The following is a 15,517-nucleotide window of genomic DNA, read 5'->3' as shown; positions in this document are numbered from 1 at the left end:
GCCGCTCAAAGCAGAATTAAACGAGAGCGATTACAGTCCAAATACCGTAAATAACAATACTTGGTAGAGCTGCAAACAGTAGCGCTTTATTGAAAGTGAAATTAGTCCAGCTCTTTAAACCGATAGCTGCGATGAAAATACCCCAAATAGAAAAGATATTGAGACTTTCAAGTAAGGTGTAAAATGGGTGGCCAATTTCTAAACCAATTAAAAGTTGGTTAATCGAAGAGTAGTTCATTAGCGTTTGTGAAATTTGGTTAGTGCTTGCTGTAAGGACTAAGATTAAAAAGCCTAAATAATAAATAACCAAAGGCATCATGGCCCATACACCAAAGCCATACCACGCACCATAACCGTAGTTAGCTTCTGGATCTTGCTTAGATACAAATAGGTAGTAGCCTGCCATTAGGGCATTAATAACAGCTAAACCGATAATGCCACCAAACATAGCAAACCAAACTTGCAAATCTATGGTTTGCTCCATGCTTTGGCGAATCATTTTTTGTTCTGCAATGGTGGCATCAACACTGGCCGCTGCGACTTGTTGATCGATTAAAAACTGCGGGTCAGCTTTATTGTAAAAAGCAAACATGCTGGCAGCGAGAATGCTGGCAAGTAAAATAAAGGCAACAAAAGACCAACCTTTTGCTTCTTTTAAGCCATTAAAGGCTTTGCTTGGGCTGATAAAAATATCAACCAATGCGGTCATGACATTTGATGATTTCATTTTTTATTCCTTGTTTTATAACATTTGTTTTTAGGTACTAAAATATCCTGTTTAGTAACAAATTAGCAATTTGTTTTGTAACTGTATGTTAACAGCTGTGATTAGTAAATCTGTGATATGGTTAAAAGATTAATTTGAGTCGAATTTATTAGGAATAGTAGGTCGTTATGGTGAATAGCAATGGTCGTTGTATTGATGAGTTGGTATTAGGGTTCTGGCGCTTGCTAGATTGGCAGATAACGCCACAGCAATGCTTAAGTTTTTTAGAAAATGCAATCGATATGGGAGTTTCAAATACTGATCATGCTGACATCTACGGTGAATACGGTTGTGAAGCCGAATTTGGTAAAGCACTTAAACTAAAACCAAGTATTCGTGATGAAATCAAAATAATCACTAAATGTGGTATTAAGCCTGCGTTTGCAAGCCTAGGATTACAAGGCAAAGCAAACCATTATGATTCAAGTGCCGCGCATATAATTGCCTCAGCACAGCAGTCACTTAAAAACTTCAACACTGATCGTTTAGATGTATTACTTATCCATCGCCCTGATTACTTAATGAATGCTGATGAAATGGCACAAGCATTTAATACCCTAAAAGCAAATGGTGACGTGATTGATTTTGGTGTATCTAATTTCACCCCATCGCAATTTAGCTTGTTGCAGTCGCGTTTAGACTTTGAGCTTGTGACTAATCAAATTGAGTTTTCACCTTACGAAATGAAAGCCCTTGATGATGGTAGCTTAGACCAATGCCAATTGCTCGATATCAAACCTATGCTTTGGTCACCATTAGCTGGGGGTCGTATATTCTCAAGTGATGATGAAAAAGCGGTGCGTTTACGTACAGTGTTGGAGCAGGTTGGTGCTGAAATTGGCGCCACAGCCATTGATCAAGTTGTTTATGCTTGGCTGTTAATGCACCCAAGTGCACCGTCTGTGGTACTTGGTACGGGGAATATTGAGCGTGTTAAATCAGCTGTTGAAGCTAAGCAGCTTACTATGAACCGTGAACAATGGTATCGCATTTGGCAAGGCTCAACCGGGCATAGTGTGCCTTAATATATAGCCCAAAACGAGAAAAGGGCCTTAACGGCCCTTCGTGTTGCAGCAAGTAACACATTCTTTATAAAGTGAAGTCAACCGCGTAAGCGACATACACTTTTACATCTGAACCATCAATGTCGTTGTCTGAAAGACCGAAAGTAAAGCCGTCTTTCGACACTGAAACACCGTAGTCGATGATGTCATCATCACCAATGAAATCCCCTGAGTAATGACCTAAGTGAAGGGCCATTTCTGCACCGGTACTGCCAACTGGGAAACTGTAGTCAGCATTTAAATATAGAGAGTCACCAAAATCTGTACCGTCACCGCTTGCTGCTGATGTTGCTAGGACTGCTGCACCAAAGGTGAAGCTACCCATGCTAATGCTACCGTAGATTTCAGAGAAGTCTGCATCTGTATAAGATGCTGCATCTGGGTATGCATAATAAATGTAGCCAACATCGTAGCTAAAGGTTTCATTGATTTCACCGCCAAAACCAGCATAAAGGTCTAGCTCGTAAGTCATGTCGTCAGCCCAGCTAGCATTCGATACCCAAGTACCCGCATAAAAGCCAGATTCACTTGCGTAGTCGATACCACCTTGGATTGCAGCATCACCGCCGGTTTGTTCTTGACCACGCCATAAGTAGTTTGAAGTTGCCGCAGCGTTTGCTGTGACTTCTGCATAGCTATATGTTGAGCTCAAAGTTAATAGCGCAAGGGCGCTTGCTGCGACCGTTTTTTTTAGTTTTAGCATGTTTCTGTATCCTGTTGTTATGTTGATTTTGTCCCATTTTCAGATTGCAGTCTGGTTATTATTTGAGGACATTTTCTATGTGTTGTCTGGATACGATATTGCACTGGTTGTGCCAAGTTAATTTCGAATGGGATATTTTATGCTTAAAGGCTTTAAAAACAGGCTTTTAAACTTGTTTAATTGTGAAAAGGATGGTTATTTGAATTGTTCATGCGCACATGTGTGGTGCAAAAAATAACCCGGTTGCACAATTGCGAAGCAACCGGGTTTTGCTTATTTGAGAGTAACTTAGCCGAAAATTGCACGCATTAGAGTAATGGTTTCTTCAACACTGCGGCCTTTTTCAACTTCACTGATGATTGAATCGCGCTTAGCTTTGATATGTTCAGGGATATCATCACTTGCTAATGCTCGGTCCACCAGTATCTCTGCTGATTCTTTGCCACGGCGTACGGTCTTTTTACCTGCTGAGCTTGTGGTACTCTTAGGTTTGTTTAACAACTTAATATAGTTAGAGTTATCAGCGGTACTTTTATCTGCATAATAAAAGAAGCTAGGCAATAGGGCTTTGATTTCAACCAGAGATTGTTCAAGCTCATTTGCTGCACTGGCCATTTTGAACCAAGGCATGCTATGTATTGCTTCGACAACATCTTGCCAGTAGCGCTCAAAATCACGGTTATTAAGCTTAGTAATGCCTAATGCCGCACAAAGGGCATCAAGTTTACTATTTACGATTGGTGTAAACACGTCAGGTCGGCGCATCGCAAGCAAGCGAGTAGCAGGAGCAAGCGTTGGCTTTTCATCGCTGCCATTAAATGCCATGAAGTAAGCAACCATAAAATGCTGATAATGTTCTTGCGTTACTTCACCCTCAAGTGGAATGTGTACAAGCGCCTCATCGAACGCACCTGGTAAATCACTCAACATTTGGTGGAAACCTTTTGCGTTCTTAGTAGAAGCAAACCATTCAACGTCGAAGTTATAGCTGCTTGGATCAAGCGAGGCACTGTGTTTACCTGAAAACGCTAAACGGTCTTCTGGGATCATCTCTTTTAGGGATTGCGATTTAATTGCAGCAATGTAATTAGTTAAGCGTAATTGCTCATCAAGGGCTACAAGCTCTTTATGCTGCTCGATGAAGCCTGCAATAACAGGCCATGGCGCAACCCTTAATGTTTTTAACTGCAAAAAACTGATTGCAGAAATTAATAAGTCATGAAGTTTTTTAAGAGTGGGTAATTGCTTATCTTCTAACAGATCGTAGTTAATGCGATCACGGCTTGCACTTAATAGCTCATAGCACCAACCTAAAAAGTCTTCAGGGTGGTTTTCTACTTTAACTGCCATAAGGTTTAAGCTGATATCAGAGGCTTGCTTGAGGATATTTTGATAAATTTGACTTTCTTGCTCGCCAAGCGCCATTTTTGACGGTGAAATAAGCAGTTTCTTCATGCTTAATCGATACTCCAGTTTTGACCAAATTGGGTTGTTTAATTTTAGTACACAGGGTGCAAAAACAACAGGGTCGTGCATCATACCGAAGTAATGAAATGATGCAATCTTACTGATACTTTATAAGTAAGATTGCGACTGACATGGTTTATTAATCATTGTCATCGAGTGTAAATAATTGCTCAACACTGAGTTCAAAGTGAGCAGCGATTTTTAACGCGATAACCACCAAGGGTATAAAGCGGCCAAGGGATTTTTGTAACCTATAGGTATCAAAAAGTTTCAGCGCTGATTCATATTCTTGTACCTAAGCTTGTTTACAAACCTTTTTATGTGTTGGGCAATGCAATTGCGCCTAACTCCCGCTATGATATGAACATTGTTTGCCCATTTTTAAGGATGATTATGAAAACCTTACTGAAAATCGTTGGTGTCATCTTCGTATTACTGATTGCATTGGTAGTCGCTGCACCATTCCTAATACCTACAGACGCGATATTTAATAAAGTATCGGAGCAAGTAGAGCAAACCACAGGTCGTAGTCTGACTATTAATGGCGATAAAAAGCTGTCGGTATTTCCATCATTAAAACTCGAATTGAATGATGTGCACTTTGCCAATATGCAAACTGGCTCGCAAAAAGATATGGCAAGCATGCAGCAACTTGCTATCCGTATCCCGTGGATGTCATTGTTTGGCGGTGAGTTTAAGCTTGATAAATTCGTTATTAACGAACCAACAATTTTGTTAGAAACCGATAAAAATGGTAAAGCAAACTGGCAATTATTTGATGCGGTTGCTGAGCAACCACAGACCGAGCAGCAAAAGAGTTCTGGCGCTGTTAACTTACCAGATAACTTTGATATCGAACTTGGTGAAGTGGCAATCTACGGTGGTACTTTCACTTATCTAGATGGTAAAACCGGAGCAAAGCAACAGATAAGCGATTTAGAGTTAGCCATCTTACTACCTTCTCTTCGCAAGACCTTAGAATTAAAAGGCGGTATTACCTATATGGGTGAGCGTTTTGATTTAGATGTCACGCTAGATACACCTGTTAAAGCGATTGAAGGCGAAACCTTTAATGTCAGCACTGAGGTTGATTCACGCTTAGTCGATTTGAATTTTAAAGGTGCAATTGCAGAAATGGGTAATGACGTGCAAGGGCTTCTTTCTGTCAGTGGTGACTCTGTTAAAAACATTGCGAGCTGGCAAGGTGTTGAGCTTAATGCAAAAGAAAATGCGTTTAATGCCTTTAATGTAAAGGGTTCAATGCACCTAAAAGGACAACAGTTTAAGCTTACTGAGCTACTTGCCACCCTAGATGAGCTGCAAATTAAAGGTAAAAGCGATATTAAGCTTGGTGATCGTTTAGCTGTGAATGCTGATATTGATTTAGGTATGCTTGATCTAAACCCTTACCTACCAGAGGGCGTAGCTAAAGAAGAGCAAACAGAGCCTGCAGCAGATGCGCCAGCACAGCCAATTGTTTGGGATGATACTGCAATTGATATGAGCGGCTTAAATGCATTGGATGCAGATGTAGTCGTGCGTTCAAGTGGCTTAAAAGCCAATGATATTACCCTTGGTGAAAACCAGTTAACGGTGAACCTAAAAAATGCCGTGGCTAAAATCAGTCTAGACAAGTTTGTTGCTTATGAGGGCAATGGTAACGGTGTGATAACCGTTAACGCCAAGCAAACACCTTATAAAATTAGTACTAACTTTTCTTTAGATAAAATTGATGCGCAGCCATTACTAACTGATGCGGCAGGTTTCGATAAGTTAATGGGTAAAGGGTCTCTAAATTGGGATCTAACGACCACAGGTCAAAGCCAAAAGAGCTTTATAAATGCTTTAAATGGTAAGTTAGGCTTTGAGTTTGCTGATGGTGCGGTAAAAGGGGCCAACATTGCAGAGATGGTTCGTAAAGCAAAAGAGCTAATCAAAGGTAACTTAAGCGCAGTATCAGAAGGTTTAGATACAGGCTTTGATAACTCACAGCAAACAGACTTCTCGGCATTGCAGGGCAGTTTTGTATTCACTAACGGTGTTGGTGAAAATAAAGACCTGTCACTACTTAGCCCACTTATTCGTATCACTGGCTCAGGTAAAGTTGATTTACCTATGACGAATGTAGACTATCGCTTAGTAACGGGGATTGTTGATTCAATCGAAGGGCAAGGCACGACCGATGATAGTACAGGCTTTAAAATTCCACTGCGTATCAAAGGGCCATTCCATGATGTTGGTTATAGCCTAGATGTCAGTGATGCGGCTAAAGAAGAAGTCAAAGAAAAAGCTAAAGATAAAATCAAAGACAAATTAAAAGGTCTATTTGGTAATTAATAAAAATTTAATTAAAGTCAAAAACAGGGCGCATTTGCGCCCTGTTTGTTTTATAATCAATAACAAACCAGCAAGCTGCTGTAATTCCTCAATGCAGGCATTGCGATTAATTCCAAATTAATTAAAAAATAACCTACCACTTCCTTGCCATTGCTGCTACAATTGCCCGCCCTTAAGAGACAATTTGCTTGTTTTTTGAGTGGAATTTAACCGAAATGTCTTGATTTTAAACAAAATTAAGGCGTGTTGTAATTTCTACACCGGAGGTCATTAACATGATCCAAATGCAAACTCAGCTGGACGTTGCTGATAACAGCGGCGCTCGCAAAGTGCAGTGTATTAAAGTCCTTGGCGGTTCGCACCGTCGCTATGCAGCGGTTGGCGATATCATCAAAGTTTCTGTAAAAGAAGCTATTCCTCGCGGTAAAGTGAAGAAAGGTGATGTTAAAAACGCGGTAGTTGTGCGTACTAAAAAAGGCGTTCGTCGTCCGGACGGTTCTTTGATCCGTTTCGATAGCAATGCGGCTGTTATCTTAAACGATAACTTACAGCCAATTGGTACTCGTATCTTCGGCCCTGTGACTCGTGAACTTCGTACTGAAAAGTTCATGAAAATCGTTTCACTAGCACCAGAAGTACTATAAGGAGTCTATCATGGCAGCAAAAATCCGTCGTGATGACGAAGTAATCGTACTAGCAGGCAAAGACAAAGGTAAGCGCGGTAAAGTGCTTTCAGTTGTTGCTGAATCTGGTCGAGTATTTGTCGAAGGCATCAACTTAATCAAGAAGCACCAAAAGCCTGTTCCTCAGTTGAACCAAGCTGGCGGTATTGTTGAGAAAGAAGCGTCTATCGACGTATCAAACGTTGCGATCTACAACTCGGAAACGGGTAAAGCAGATCGTGTAGGTTTCAAGATTGAAGATGGTAAGAAATTACGTATCTTTAAATCTACTGGTAAAACTATCTAATAGTTGGAGTAGAATGATGGCGAAACTGCATGAAGTATATAAAGACAAAGTAGTTGCTGAGCTTCAAGAGAAGTTTGGTTTCAGCTCTGTCATGCAAGTCCCTCAGATCGAAAAGATCACATTAAACATGGGTGTGGGCGAAGCTCTAGCTGACAAGAAGATCCTAGATAACGCTGTTGCGGATCTAGAAGCAATCTCTGGTCAGAAACCTCTAATCACTAAAGCACGCAAATCAGTTGCTGGCTTCAAAGTGCGTGAAGGTTACCCAATTGGTTGTAAAGTAACCCTACGTGGCGAGCGTATGTGGGACTTTTTTGAGCGTTTGGTTTCAATCGCTATCCCGCGTATCCGTGACTTCCGTGGTGTAAGTGCTAAGTCTTTTGATGGACGTGGTAACTACAGCATGGGCGTACGTGAGCAAATCATCTTCCCAGAAATCGATTATGATAAAGTAGACCGTGTTCGCGGTATGGATATCACAATCACTACTTCTGCGAAAACAGATGATGAAGGCCGTGCGTTGTTAGAAGCGTTTAACTTCCCATTCAAGAAATAAGGGTAGGGTTATGGCAAAGAATTCTATGAAAGCGCGCGAAGCAAAGCGTGCGAAATTAGTTGCTCAGTTCGCTGAAAAGCGTGCGGCACTAAAAGCTATCATCAGTGATGTTAATACATCTGACGATGATCGTTGGGACGCGGTATTAAAGCTACAAGCTTTACCACGTGATTCTAGCTCTTCGCGTCAACGTAATCGTTGTAACGTTACGGGCCGCCCACATGGTTACCTTCGCAAATTCGGCATGAGCCGTATCAAAGTTCGCGAAGCAGCTATGCGCGGTGAAATTCCTGGCCTTAAAAAGGCTAGCTGGTAATAGTATCACGGGAGTAAGACTATGAGCTTGCAAGATCCTATTGCGGATTTGTTTACACGTATCCGTAACGGTCAGTCAGCGAAGAAAGTATCAGTAACGATGCCAACTTCAAAACTGAAAGTAGCAGTAGCTAAAGTATTAAAAGATGAAGGTTATATCGCAGATTACGCTGTAAGCGGTGAAGCGAAGCCTGAGCTTTCTATCGATTTAAAATATTTCGAAGGCAAAGCTGTTATTGAAAATATCCAGCGTGTTAGCCGCCCTGGTCTACGTATCTATAAGAAACGTGACGAATTACCAAAGGTAATGGGTGGTCTTGGTATCGCTATCGTATCAACTTCTAAAGGCCTAATGACAGACCGCGCAGCACGTAGTGCCGGCGTTGGTGGTGAGATCATTGGCTTTGTAGCTTAATCGGAGGGGAACTATGTCTCGCATAGCAAAGGCACCAATCAATGTTCCTGCCGGTGTAGAAGTTACATTAAAAGGCCAGGACATCACAGTTAAAGGCAAAAACGGTGAATTAACTCGTACTATCAACGACGCTGTTGAAGTACAAGTTAACGACAACGTTATTACAACTTTACCTCGTGAAGGCGTAGCTAATGCATGGGCACAAGCAGGTACTGCTCGCGCTCTAATCAACAACATGGTTGTTGGTACGCATGAAGGTTACGAGAAGAAACTTCAGTTAGTAGGTGTTGGTTACCGTGCAGCAGCTAAGGGCAAAGTATTAGACTTAACTCTTGGTTTCTCACACCCAGTGAATTTCGAAGTACCAGAAGGTATTACGATTGAAACACCAAGCCAAACAGAAGTTCTAGTTAAGGGCGTAGACAAGCAGTTAGTTGGTCAAACAGCTGCTAACATCCGTGCATACCGTAAACCTGAGCCTTATAAAGGTAAAGGTGTTCGTTACGCGGACGAGAATGTACGCCGTAAAGAGGCTAAGAAGAAGTAAGGTAAGACGATGGATAAAAAAACAGCTCGTCTACGTCGTGCTAAACGCACTCGTAGAAATTATATTGAACAAGGCACAACGCGTCTTGTTATCCACCGCACGCCACGTCACATTTACGCTCAAGTAGTTACTGCTGAGGGTACTGTACTGGCTGCTGCTTCTACTGTTGAAAAAGCAATTAGCGAAACAGTTAAAGGCACAGGTAACGTTGCAGCTGCTCAAGCAGTTGGTAAAGCGGTTGCTGAACGTGCAGCTGACAAAGGCATCGAAAAGATTGCTTTTGATCGCAGTGGCTTTAAATATCACGGCCGTGTGAAGGCGCTTGCTGATGCAGCGCGTGAAGCCGGTCTGCAATTCTAGGAGTAGACAATGGCTAACGTAGAAGCAAAGCAACAACAGCCTGATTTGGCTGAAAAGCTAATCGCGGTAAACCGTGTGTCTAAAGTGGTTAAAGGTGGTCGTATCTTTAGCTTCACTGCACTAACAGTAGTTGGTGACGGCGCAGGTAAAGTAGGTTTTGGTTATGGTAAAGCACGTGAAGTTCCAGCTGCTATTCAAAAAGCAATGGAAAAAGCACGTCGCAACATGATCAGTGTAGACCTTAACGGTAACACGCTACAGCACCCAATCAAGGGTCGCCACGCGGGTTCTAAAGTATACATGCAGCCTGCTTCTGAAGGTACAGGTATCATCGCCGGTGGTGCGATGCGTGCAGTACTAGAAGTAACTGGTGTACAGAACGTATTGTCAAAAGCATACGGTTCAACTAACCCGATCAACATCGTTCGTGCAACGATTGCTGCTCTAGAGAACATGAACTCTCCAGAGTCAATCGCTGCTAAACGTGGTCTTAGCGTTGACGAAATCACGGGGTAAACCATGGCTAATAAAACTGTAAAAGTAACACAAGTAAAGAGCTCTATCGGTCGTTTACCGAAGCATAAAGCTACATTACGCGGTCTTGGTCTACGTCGTATCAATCACACTGTTGAGTTAGAAGACACAGCATGTGTGCGTGGTATGATTAACCAAGTTTCTTACATGGTAAAGGTTGAGGGTTAATTCGATGCATTTGAATACACTTTCACCTGCTGCTGGTGCAAAAACTGAAAAGAAACGTCTAGGTCGTGGTATTGGTTCTGGTCTTGGTAAGACTGGTGGCCGTGGTCATAAAGGCCAAAAATCACGTTCTGGCGGTAAAGTACGCGTTGGTTTCGAAGGCGGTCAAATGCCTATGCAACGTCGTCTACCTAAATTTGGTTTCACTTCACGTAAATCATTAGTATCTACTGAAGTTAACCTTTTTGAAATCGCTAAAGTTGAAGGCGATGTAGTAGACGTAAACGCGTTACAAGCAGCTGGTCTAGTTAAAAAGAACATCCAGTTCGTTAAAGTAGTTAAATCTGGCGAAGTTTCACGCGCAGTTACCGTTAAAGGTCTTAAAGTGACTAAAGGTGCTCGCGAAGCTATCGAAGCTGCCGGAGGCAAGGTAGAAGACTAAGGAAGTACTAATGGCTAAACCAGGTCAAGATATGAAAAGTGCACAAAGTGGGCTTTCGGAATTGAAGCGTCGATTACTATTTGTATTAGGTGCTATCATTATTTACCGTCTAGGTTCATTCGTGCCGATCCCTGGGATTGACGCCGCTGTACTTGCCGATTTCTTCGAGCAACAAAAGGGCACCATTGTTGAAATGTTTAACATGTTCAGCGGTGGTGCGCTTGAGCGAGCTTCAGTGTTAGCACTGGGTATTATGCCGTACATCTCGGCTTCGATTATTACGCAACTATTAACGCATATGTATCCGCCGTTTATAGAGCTTAAGAAAGAAGGTGAGCAAGGGCGTAAGAAAATTAGCCAGTACACACGCTACGGCACGCTTGTGCTTGCTACAATCCAATCAATCGGTATTGCTACTAGCTTACCGGGCATGATGGACGGGTTAGTTGTTAACCCAGGCATCGGTTTCTACTTCACTGCTGTAGTGAGTTTAGTAACTGGTACTATGTTCCTAATGTGGTTGGGCGAACAAATTACAGAACGTGGTATCGGTAACGGTATCTCAGTTCTGATTTTTGTTGGTATCGTAGCTAACCTGCCGTCTGCTATTGGTTCGACAGCCGAAATGGCGCGCCAAGGTGATCTGAATGTACTTGTACTGTTATTGATTGCTGTAATCGTATTCGCTGTTACTTACCTAGTTGTATTTTTTGAACGTGGTCAACGTCGTATCGTCGTTAACTATGCAAAGCGTCAACAAGGTCGTCAGGTATTTGCTGCTCAAAGCACGCACTTACCACTGAAAGTAAACATGGCGGGTGTTATTCCACCAATCTTTGCTAGCAGTATAATTCTGTTCCCTGGTACAATTGCAAGCTGGTTCGGCCAGGGTGAAGGTCCGGTCGCTGATGTGCTACAAGCAATCGCTACAACGTTGACTCCAGGTCAACCTTTATATGCGATGGTTTTAGCTGCGGCTATTATCTTCTTCTGCTTTTTCTACACCGCGTTGGTATTTAACCCGCGTGAAACAGCAGATAACCTGAAAAAATCTGGCGCATTTATCCCAGGTATTCGTCCAGGTGAGCAGACATCTAAATACATTGATAAAGTGATGACACGCCTGACATTGGCAGGTGCTTTGTATATAACCTTTATCTGTCTGGTGCCCGAATTCATGACTATGGCATGGCAAACGCCATTCTATTTCGGCGGTACATCAATTTTGATTATCGTTGTTGTAATCATGGACTTTATGGCACAAGTACAGACGCATCTGATGTCACATCAGTATGATTCTGTGCTGAAAAAAGCAAACCTTAAAGGCTACGGTCGATAAGGTCATTTTACGGAGTTGAGCAATGAAAGTACGTGCTTCCGTTAAGAAAATATGCCGTAACTGTAAAGTTATTAAACGTGCTGGTGTAGTACGCGTAATTTGCAGTGAGCCTAAGCACAAGCAAAGGCAAGGCTAATTAAACAGTCGTGCAGGCTGAGTTATTTACTCGGCCTGTGTTTTTAGTTGTGATTTGGTCTTCGTTTGAGTATCCTTACGGGCTTTTCAAACAGATGATTACCAAATTCAAATATAGGAGATGTGTTAGTGGCCCGTATCGCTGGCATTAACGTCCCTGATCATAAACATGCAGTTATCGGTTTAACTGCTATTTATGGCATAGGTAAGACTCGCTCTAAGGAAATCTTAGCAGCGACTGGTATCGCCGAGACCACAAAAATCGGTGAACTTTCAGACGAAACACTTGACGTATTGCGTGAAGCAGTTGGCAAGTACACTGTAGAAGGTGACCTTCGTCGTGAAGTTACATTAAATATCAAGCGCCTTATGGACCTTGGTTGTTTCCGTGGCCTACGTCACCGTCGTTCGTTACCACTACGTGGTCAACGTACTAAGACTAACGCGCGTACTCGTAAGGGTCCTCGCAAGCCTATCAAGAAATAAGGTGGGGTAGATTATGGCTAAAGCACCAATTCGTCGTAAGAAGGTTAAAAAGCAAGTTGCTGATGGTATGGCTCACGTTCATGCTTCTTTCAACAACACTATTGTAACAATTACCGACCGTCAAGGTAATGCACTATCTTGGGCAACAGCAGGTGGTTCAGGTTTCCGTGGTTCACGTAAATCTACTCCATTCGCGGCTCAGGTTGCTGCAGAGCGTGCAGGTACTGCTGCTCAAGAATACGGTTTAAAAAATCTAGAAGTTTTCATCAAAGGTCCAGGTCCAGGTCGTGAATCTGCTGTACGTGCTTTGAATGCTGCTGGTTACCGTATCACCAACATCACTGACGTGACGCCAATCCCTCATAATGGTTGTCGTCCACCGAAGAAACGTCGCGTTTAACAATAGGTTAGGAGAAATAACATGGCAAGATATTTGGGCCCTAAGCTCAAGCTGAGTCGTCGTGAAGGTACTGACCTGTTCCTTAAGAGCGGCGTAAGAGCTATCGACTCTAAGTGTAAACTTGAGACTGCACCTGGTCAGCACGGCGCTCGTAAAGGTCGCTTATCTGATTACGGTTTACAGCTACGTGAAAAGCAAAAAGTACGTCGTATCTACGGTGTATTAGAAAAGCAATTCCGTAACTACTACAAAGAAGCTGCTCGCCTTAAAGGTAATACAGGTGAAAACTTGTTACAGCTTTTAGAGCAACGTTTAGACAATGTTGTATATCGCATGGGTTTTGCTAGCACACGCGCTGAAGCACGTCAGTTAGTAAGCCACAAAGCGATTTTAGTTAATGGTCGTGTAGTGAACATCCCTTCATACGTAATTACTCCAGAAGATACTGTTGTAATTCGTGAGAAGTCAAAAACACAAGCACGTATCATCGCTGCTCTAGAGTTGGCTGAGCAACGTGAAAAGCCGACTTGGGTTGAAGTTGACGGTAAGAAAATGGAAGGTAGCTTCAAGCGCCTACCTGAGCGTTCAGATCTGTCTGCGGACATTAACGAACAACTAATCGTCGAACTTTACTCTAAGTAAAGTTAAGAGTTAAGAGAGGATAAAATGCAGGGTTCTGTTACCGAATTCCTAAAACCAAGGTTAGTCGATATCGACGCTATCAACCCAACGCGTTCTAAAGTAGTTTTAGAACCATTAGAGCGTGGCTTCGGTCACACTTTGGGTAATGCCTTACGCCGTATACTGTTATCATCTATGCCTGGATGTGCAGTAACTGAAGTAGAAATCGACGGTGTATTGCATGAGTACAGCGCGAAAGAGGGCGTACAAGAAGACATCATTGAAATTCTGTTAAACCTTAAAGGTCTAGCAGTAACTTTAGAAGGCAAAGATGAAGTTTTTCTGACCCTGACTAAATCTGGTGTAGGCCCTGTGACTGCGGCTGATATTCAGCACGATGGTGATGTAACTATCGCCAACCCAGATCACGTTATCTGTCACCTTACGACAGATAGCAGCGAGATCAGCATGCGTATTCGTGTTGAGCGCGGTCGCGGTTATGTGCCGGCATCTAGTCGTTTATCCTCTGATGACGATGAGCGTCCAATTGGTCGTCTGCTGCTTGATGCATCATTCAGCCCAGTTGAACGTATTGCGTACTCGGTTGAATCAGCCCGTGTTGAGCAACGTACAGACTTAGACAAGCTAATCATTGATATGGAAACAAACGGCACTTTAGATCCTGAAGAAGCGATCCGCCGTGCGTCTACTATCTTAGCTGAGCAATTAGATGCATTCGTAGATTTACGTGATGTAACTGAGCCAGAAGAGAAAGAAGAGAAGCCAGAATTCGATCCTATTCTGCTTCGTCCAGTTGATGATCTTGAGCTAACAGTACGTTCAGCAAACTGTTTGAAAGCCGAGCAAATTCAATATATCGGTGATTTAGTTCAGCGCACTGAAGTTGAGCTTCTTAAAACGCCTAACTTAGGTAAGAAGTCTCTAACTGAAATTAAAGACGTGCTAGCTTCACGTGGTCTTTCTCTAGGTATGCGCCTAGAAAATTGGCCGCCTGCAAGCCTAGCTGAATAATCTAAATCACTATATTAGTTTAGTTAGAAGGATAGGGTCATGCGCCATCGTAAGAGTGGTCGTCAATTAAACCGTAACAGCAGCCATCGCAAAGCGATGTTCAGCAACATGGCTGGTTCTTTGGTGAAACATGAAATCATCAAAACAACTTTGCCTAAAGCTAAAGAGTTGCGCCGTGTAATTGAACCTTTAATCACACTGGCTAAGACTGACAGTGTAGCAAACCGCCGTTTAGCGTTTGCTCGCACGCGTGATAATGAAGTAGTTGGTAAATTATTCAGCGAAATCGGTCCACGTAATACAGACCGTCCTGGTGGTTACACTCGTATTCTTAAGTGTGGCTTCCGTGCTGGTGATAATGCACCAATGGCTTATATTGAACTAGTTGGTCGCCCAGCGACAAACGAAGAAGTTCAAGAAGACGCGCAGTCTGCAGAGTAAGTCGTAAAGACACCAAAAAGCCGAGCTTATGCTCGGCTTTTTACTTTCTAAAACTCACTACTATTCTAAAACTCACTACTAATAAAACAGCTCTATCAACCCCAAACATTTTCCTACAATCTTTAAGCGCCTAGCAATTAAGATCATATATAAAGATCAATTCGCATTCCTTAATAGTTAAATCACCTTCTATACAATTTAAAAACAAGCATATTTATAAAATACACTGCTTAAATAGCCATATTACGAGTGATTTAGTGCTATTTTTACCCGTTTCGTTCGTATTTTGCGCGAACAGTTATTTTTTTCATAAAAACTTCAAAAAACAGTTGATCTCAATTCGGATCTCCCTATAATGCGCATCCACCGACACGGCGGACTGCTTACAAAAAAGCAAAACGACGAGTTGGTTGAGTCAAGTAA

The 15,517-nt window shown here is 42.4% G+C and carries 22 protein-coding genes; 19 read left to right on the top strand and 3 right to left on the bottom strand.

The features are described 5' to 3' along the window. Positions 1 to 16: 16 nt before the first annotated feature. On the bottom strand, positions 17 to 727 hold the full coding sequence (locus NFU46_RS18865) for a YIP1 family protein (RefSeq protein ID WP_251604006.1): 711 nt from the start codon (positions 725 to 727) through the stop codon (positions 17 to 19). 170 nt (positions 728 to 897) lie between these two features. Here NFU46_RS18865 and NFU46_RS18860 point away from each other — a divergent pair, with 170 nt between their 5' ends. Continuing rightward, entirely contained in the window at positions 898 to 1,791 is an 894-nt protein-coding gene (locus tag NFU46_RS18860) for an aldo/keto reductase (protein ID WP_405030699.1), read from the top strand. 64 nt (positions 1,792 to 1,855) lie between these two features. Here NFU46_RS18860 and NFU46_RS18855 read toward each other — a convergent pair whose 3' ends face one another. Both NFU46_RS18855 and NFU46_RS18850 read right to left on the bottom strand, forming a co-directional pair. Further along, the gene (locus NFU46_RS18855) at positions 1,856 to 2,533 is read right to left on the bottom strand and encodes a TorF family putative porin (RefSeq protein WP_130049946.1); all 678 of its coding nucleotides are present in this window, start codon (positions 2,531 to 2,533) and stop codon (positions 1,856 to 1,858) included. A 288-nt stretch (positions 2,534 to 2,821) separates the two neighbouring features. After that, entirely contained in the window at positions 2,822 to 3,988 is a 1,167-nt protein-coding gene (locus NFU46_RS18850) for a hypothetical protein (RefSeq protein ID WP_251604000.1), read from the bottom strand. Positions 3,989 to 4,393: 405 nt separating this feature from the next. Here NFU46_RS18850 and NFU46_RS18845 point away from each other — a divergent pair, with 405 nt between their 5' ends. The 18 genes from NFU46_RS18845 (at position 4,394) to rplQ (ending at position 15,094) form a co-directional block, all read left to right on the top strand. Further along, positions 4,394 to 6,337: an AsmA family protein gene (locus NFU46_RS18845; protein WP_251603998.1), complete on the top strand. Its 1,944-nt coding sequence runs from the start codon at positions 4,394 to 4,396 to the stop codon at positions 6,335 to 6,337. A gap of 275 nt (positions 6,338 to 6,612) precedes the next feature. Beyond that, complete coding sequence (rplN, locus tag NFU46_RS18840) at positions 6,613 to 6,981, top strand: 50S ribosomal protein L14 (RefSeq protein WP_010378257.1); 369 nt, start codon at positions 6,613 to 6,615, stop codon at positions 6,979 to 6,981. Positions 6,982 to 6,991: 10 nt separating this feature from the next. Then, positions 6,992 to 7,306 carry a 50S ribosomal protein L24 gene (gene rplX / locus NFU46_RS18835; RefSeq protein ID WP_054554391.1) on the top strand — a complete coding sequence of 105 codons (315 nt, stop codon included), beginning with the start codon at positions 6,992 to 6,994 and terminating at the stop codon, positions 7,304 to 7,306. A 16-nt stretch (positions 7,307 to 7,322) separates the two neighbouring features. Then, the gene (rplE, locus tag NFU46_RS18830; protein ID WP_054554390.1) at positions 7,323 to 7,862 is read left to right on the top strand and encodes a 50S ribosomal protein L5; all 540 of its coding nucleotides are present in this window, start codon (positions 7,323 to 7,325) and stop codon (positions 7,860 to 7,862) included. 10 nt (positions 7,863 to 7,872) lie between these two features. Next, on the top strand, positions 7,873 to 8,178 hold the full coding sequence (rpsN, locus tag NFU46_RS18825) for a 30S ribosomal protein S14 (RefSeq protein WP_054554389.1): 306 nt from the start codon (positions 7,873 to 7,875) through the stop codon (positions 8,176 to 8,178). A gap of 21 nt (positions 8,179 to 8,199) precedes the next feature. Next, positions 8,200 to 8,592 (top strand): 30S ribosomal protein S8, encoded by a 393-nt coding sequence (rpsH, locus tag NFU46_RS18820; RefSeq protein WP_054554388.1) that lies wholly within the window; start codon positions 8,200 to 8,202, stop codon positions 8,590 to 8,592. A 13-nt stretch (positions 8,593 to 8,605) separates the two neighbouring features. Further along, positions 8,606 to 9,139, top strand: coding sequence for a 50S ribosomal protein L6 (gene rplF / locus NFU46_RS18815; protein ID WP_054554387.1), 534 nt, complete (start codon positions 8,606 to 8,608; stop codon positions 9,137 to 9,139). A 9-nt stretch (positions 9,140 to 9,148) separates the two neighbouring features. Further along, a complete protein-coding gene (gene rplR, locus NFU46_RS18810) occupies positions 9,149 to 9,499 on the top strand; it encodes a 50S ribosomal protein L18 (protein ID WP_036974021.1) in 351 nt (116 codons plus the stop codon). 9 nt (positions 9,500 to 9,508) lie between these two features. Next, positions 9,509 to 10,015, top strand: coding sequence for a 30S ribosomal protein S5 (gene rpsE, locus NFU46_RS18805; protein ID WP_036974018.1), 507 nt, complete (start codon positions 9,509 to 9,511; stop codon positions 10,013 to 10,015). A 3-nt stretch (positions 10,016 to 10,018) separates the two neighbouring features. After that, entirely contained in the window at positions 10,019 to 10,201 is a 183-nt protein-coding gene (gene rpmD, locus NFU46_RS18800; RefSeq protein WP_016710201.1) for a 50S ribosomal protein L30, read from the top strand. A gap of 4 nt (positions 10,202 to 10,205) precedes the next feature. Next, positions 10,206 to 10,640, top strand: a complete 435-nt coding sequence (rplO, locus tag NFU46_RS18795; RefSeq protein WP_054554386.1) for a 50S ribosomal protein L15 — start codon at positions 10,206 to 10,208, stop codon at positions 10,638 to 10,640. A gap of 10 nt (positions 10,641 to 10,650) precedes the next feature. Next, complete coding sequence (secY, locus tag NFU46_RS18790; RefSeq protein WP_036974013.1) at positions 10,651 to 11,979, top strand: preprotein translocase subunit SecY; 1,329 nt, start codon at positions 10,651 to 10,653, stop codon at positions 11,977 to 11,979. A 22-nt stretch (positions 11,980 to 12,001) separates the two neighbouring features. Further along, positions 12,002 to 12,115, top strand: coding sequence for a 50S ribosomal protein L36 (gene rpmJ, locus NFU46_RS18785; RefSeq protein ID WP_002959476.1), 114 nt, complete (start codon positions 12,002 to 12,004; stop codon positions 12,113 to 12,115). 128 nt (positions 12,116 to 12,243) lie between these two features. Then, positions 12,244 to 12,600, top strand: coding sequence for a 30S ribosomal protein S13 (gene rpsM / locus NFU46_RS18780; RefSeq protein WP_054562818.1), 357 nt, complete (start codon positions 12,244 to 12,246; stop codon positions 12,598 to 12,600). A gap of 13 nt (positions 12,601 to 12,613) precedes the next feature. Then, positions 12,614 to 13,000 carry a 30S ribosomal protein S11 gene (gene rpsK, locus NFU46_RS18775; RefSeq protein WP_036974009.1) on the top strand — a complete coding sequence of 129 codons (387 nt, stop codon included), beginning with the start codon at positions 12,614 to 12,616 and terminating at the stop codon, positions 12,998 to 13,000. Positions 13,001 to 13,021: 21 nt separating this feature from the next. Continuing rightward, the gene (gene rpsD / locus NFU46_RS18770; protein WP_036974007.1) at positions 13,022 to 13,642 is read left to right on the top strand and encodes a 30S ribosomal protein S4; all 621 of its coding nucleotides are present in this window, start codon (positions 13,022 to 13,024) and stop codon (positions 13,640 to 13,642) included. Between the two features lie 24 nt (positions 13,643 to 13,666). Next, complete coding sequence (locus tag NFU46_RS18765; RefSeq protein ID WP_004589198.1) at positions 13,667 to 14,653, top strand: DNA-directed RNA polymerase subunit alpha; 987 nt, start codon at positions 13,667 to 13,669, stop codon at positions 14,651 to 14,653. A 39-nt stretch (positions 14,654 to 14,692) separates the two neighbouring features. Further along, positions 14,693 to 15,094, top strand: coding sequence for a 50S ribosomal protein L17 (rplQ, locus tag NFU46_RS18760; protein WP_004589197.1), 402 nt, complete (start codon positions 14,693 to 14,695; stop codon positions 15,092 to 15,094). Positions 15,095 to 15,517 lie beyond the last annotated feature (423 nt).

It is taken from the genome of Pseudoalteromonas sp. NCCP-2140, from assembly GCF_023708065.1.
Classification (GTDB): domain Bacteria; phylum Pseudomonadota; class Gammaproteobacteria; order Enterobacterales; family Alteromonadaceae; genus Pseudoalteromonas.
The sequence above is the reverse complement of the archived record's forward strand: the minus strand, read 5'-3'. Positions and strand labels throughout refer to the sequence as shown.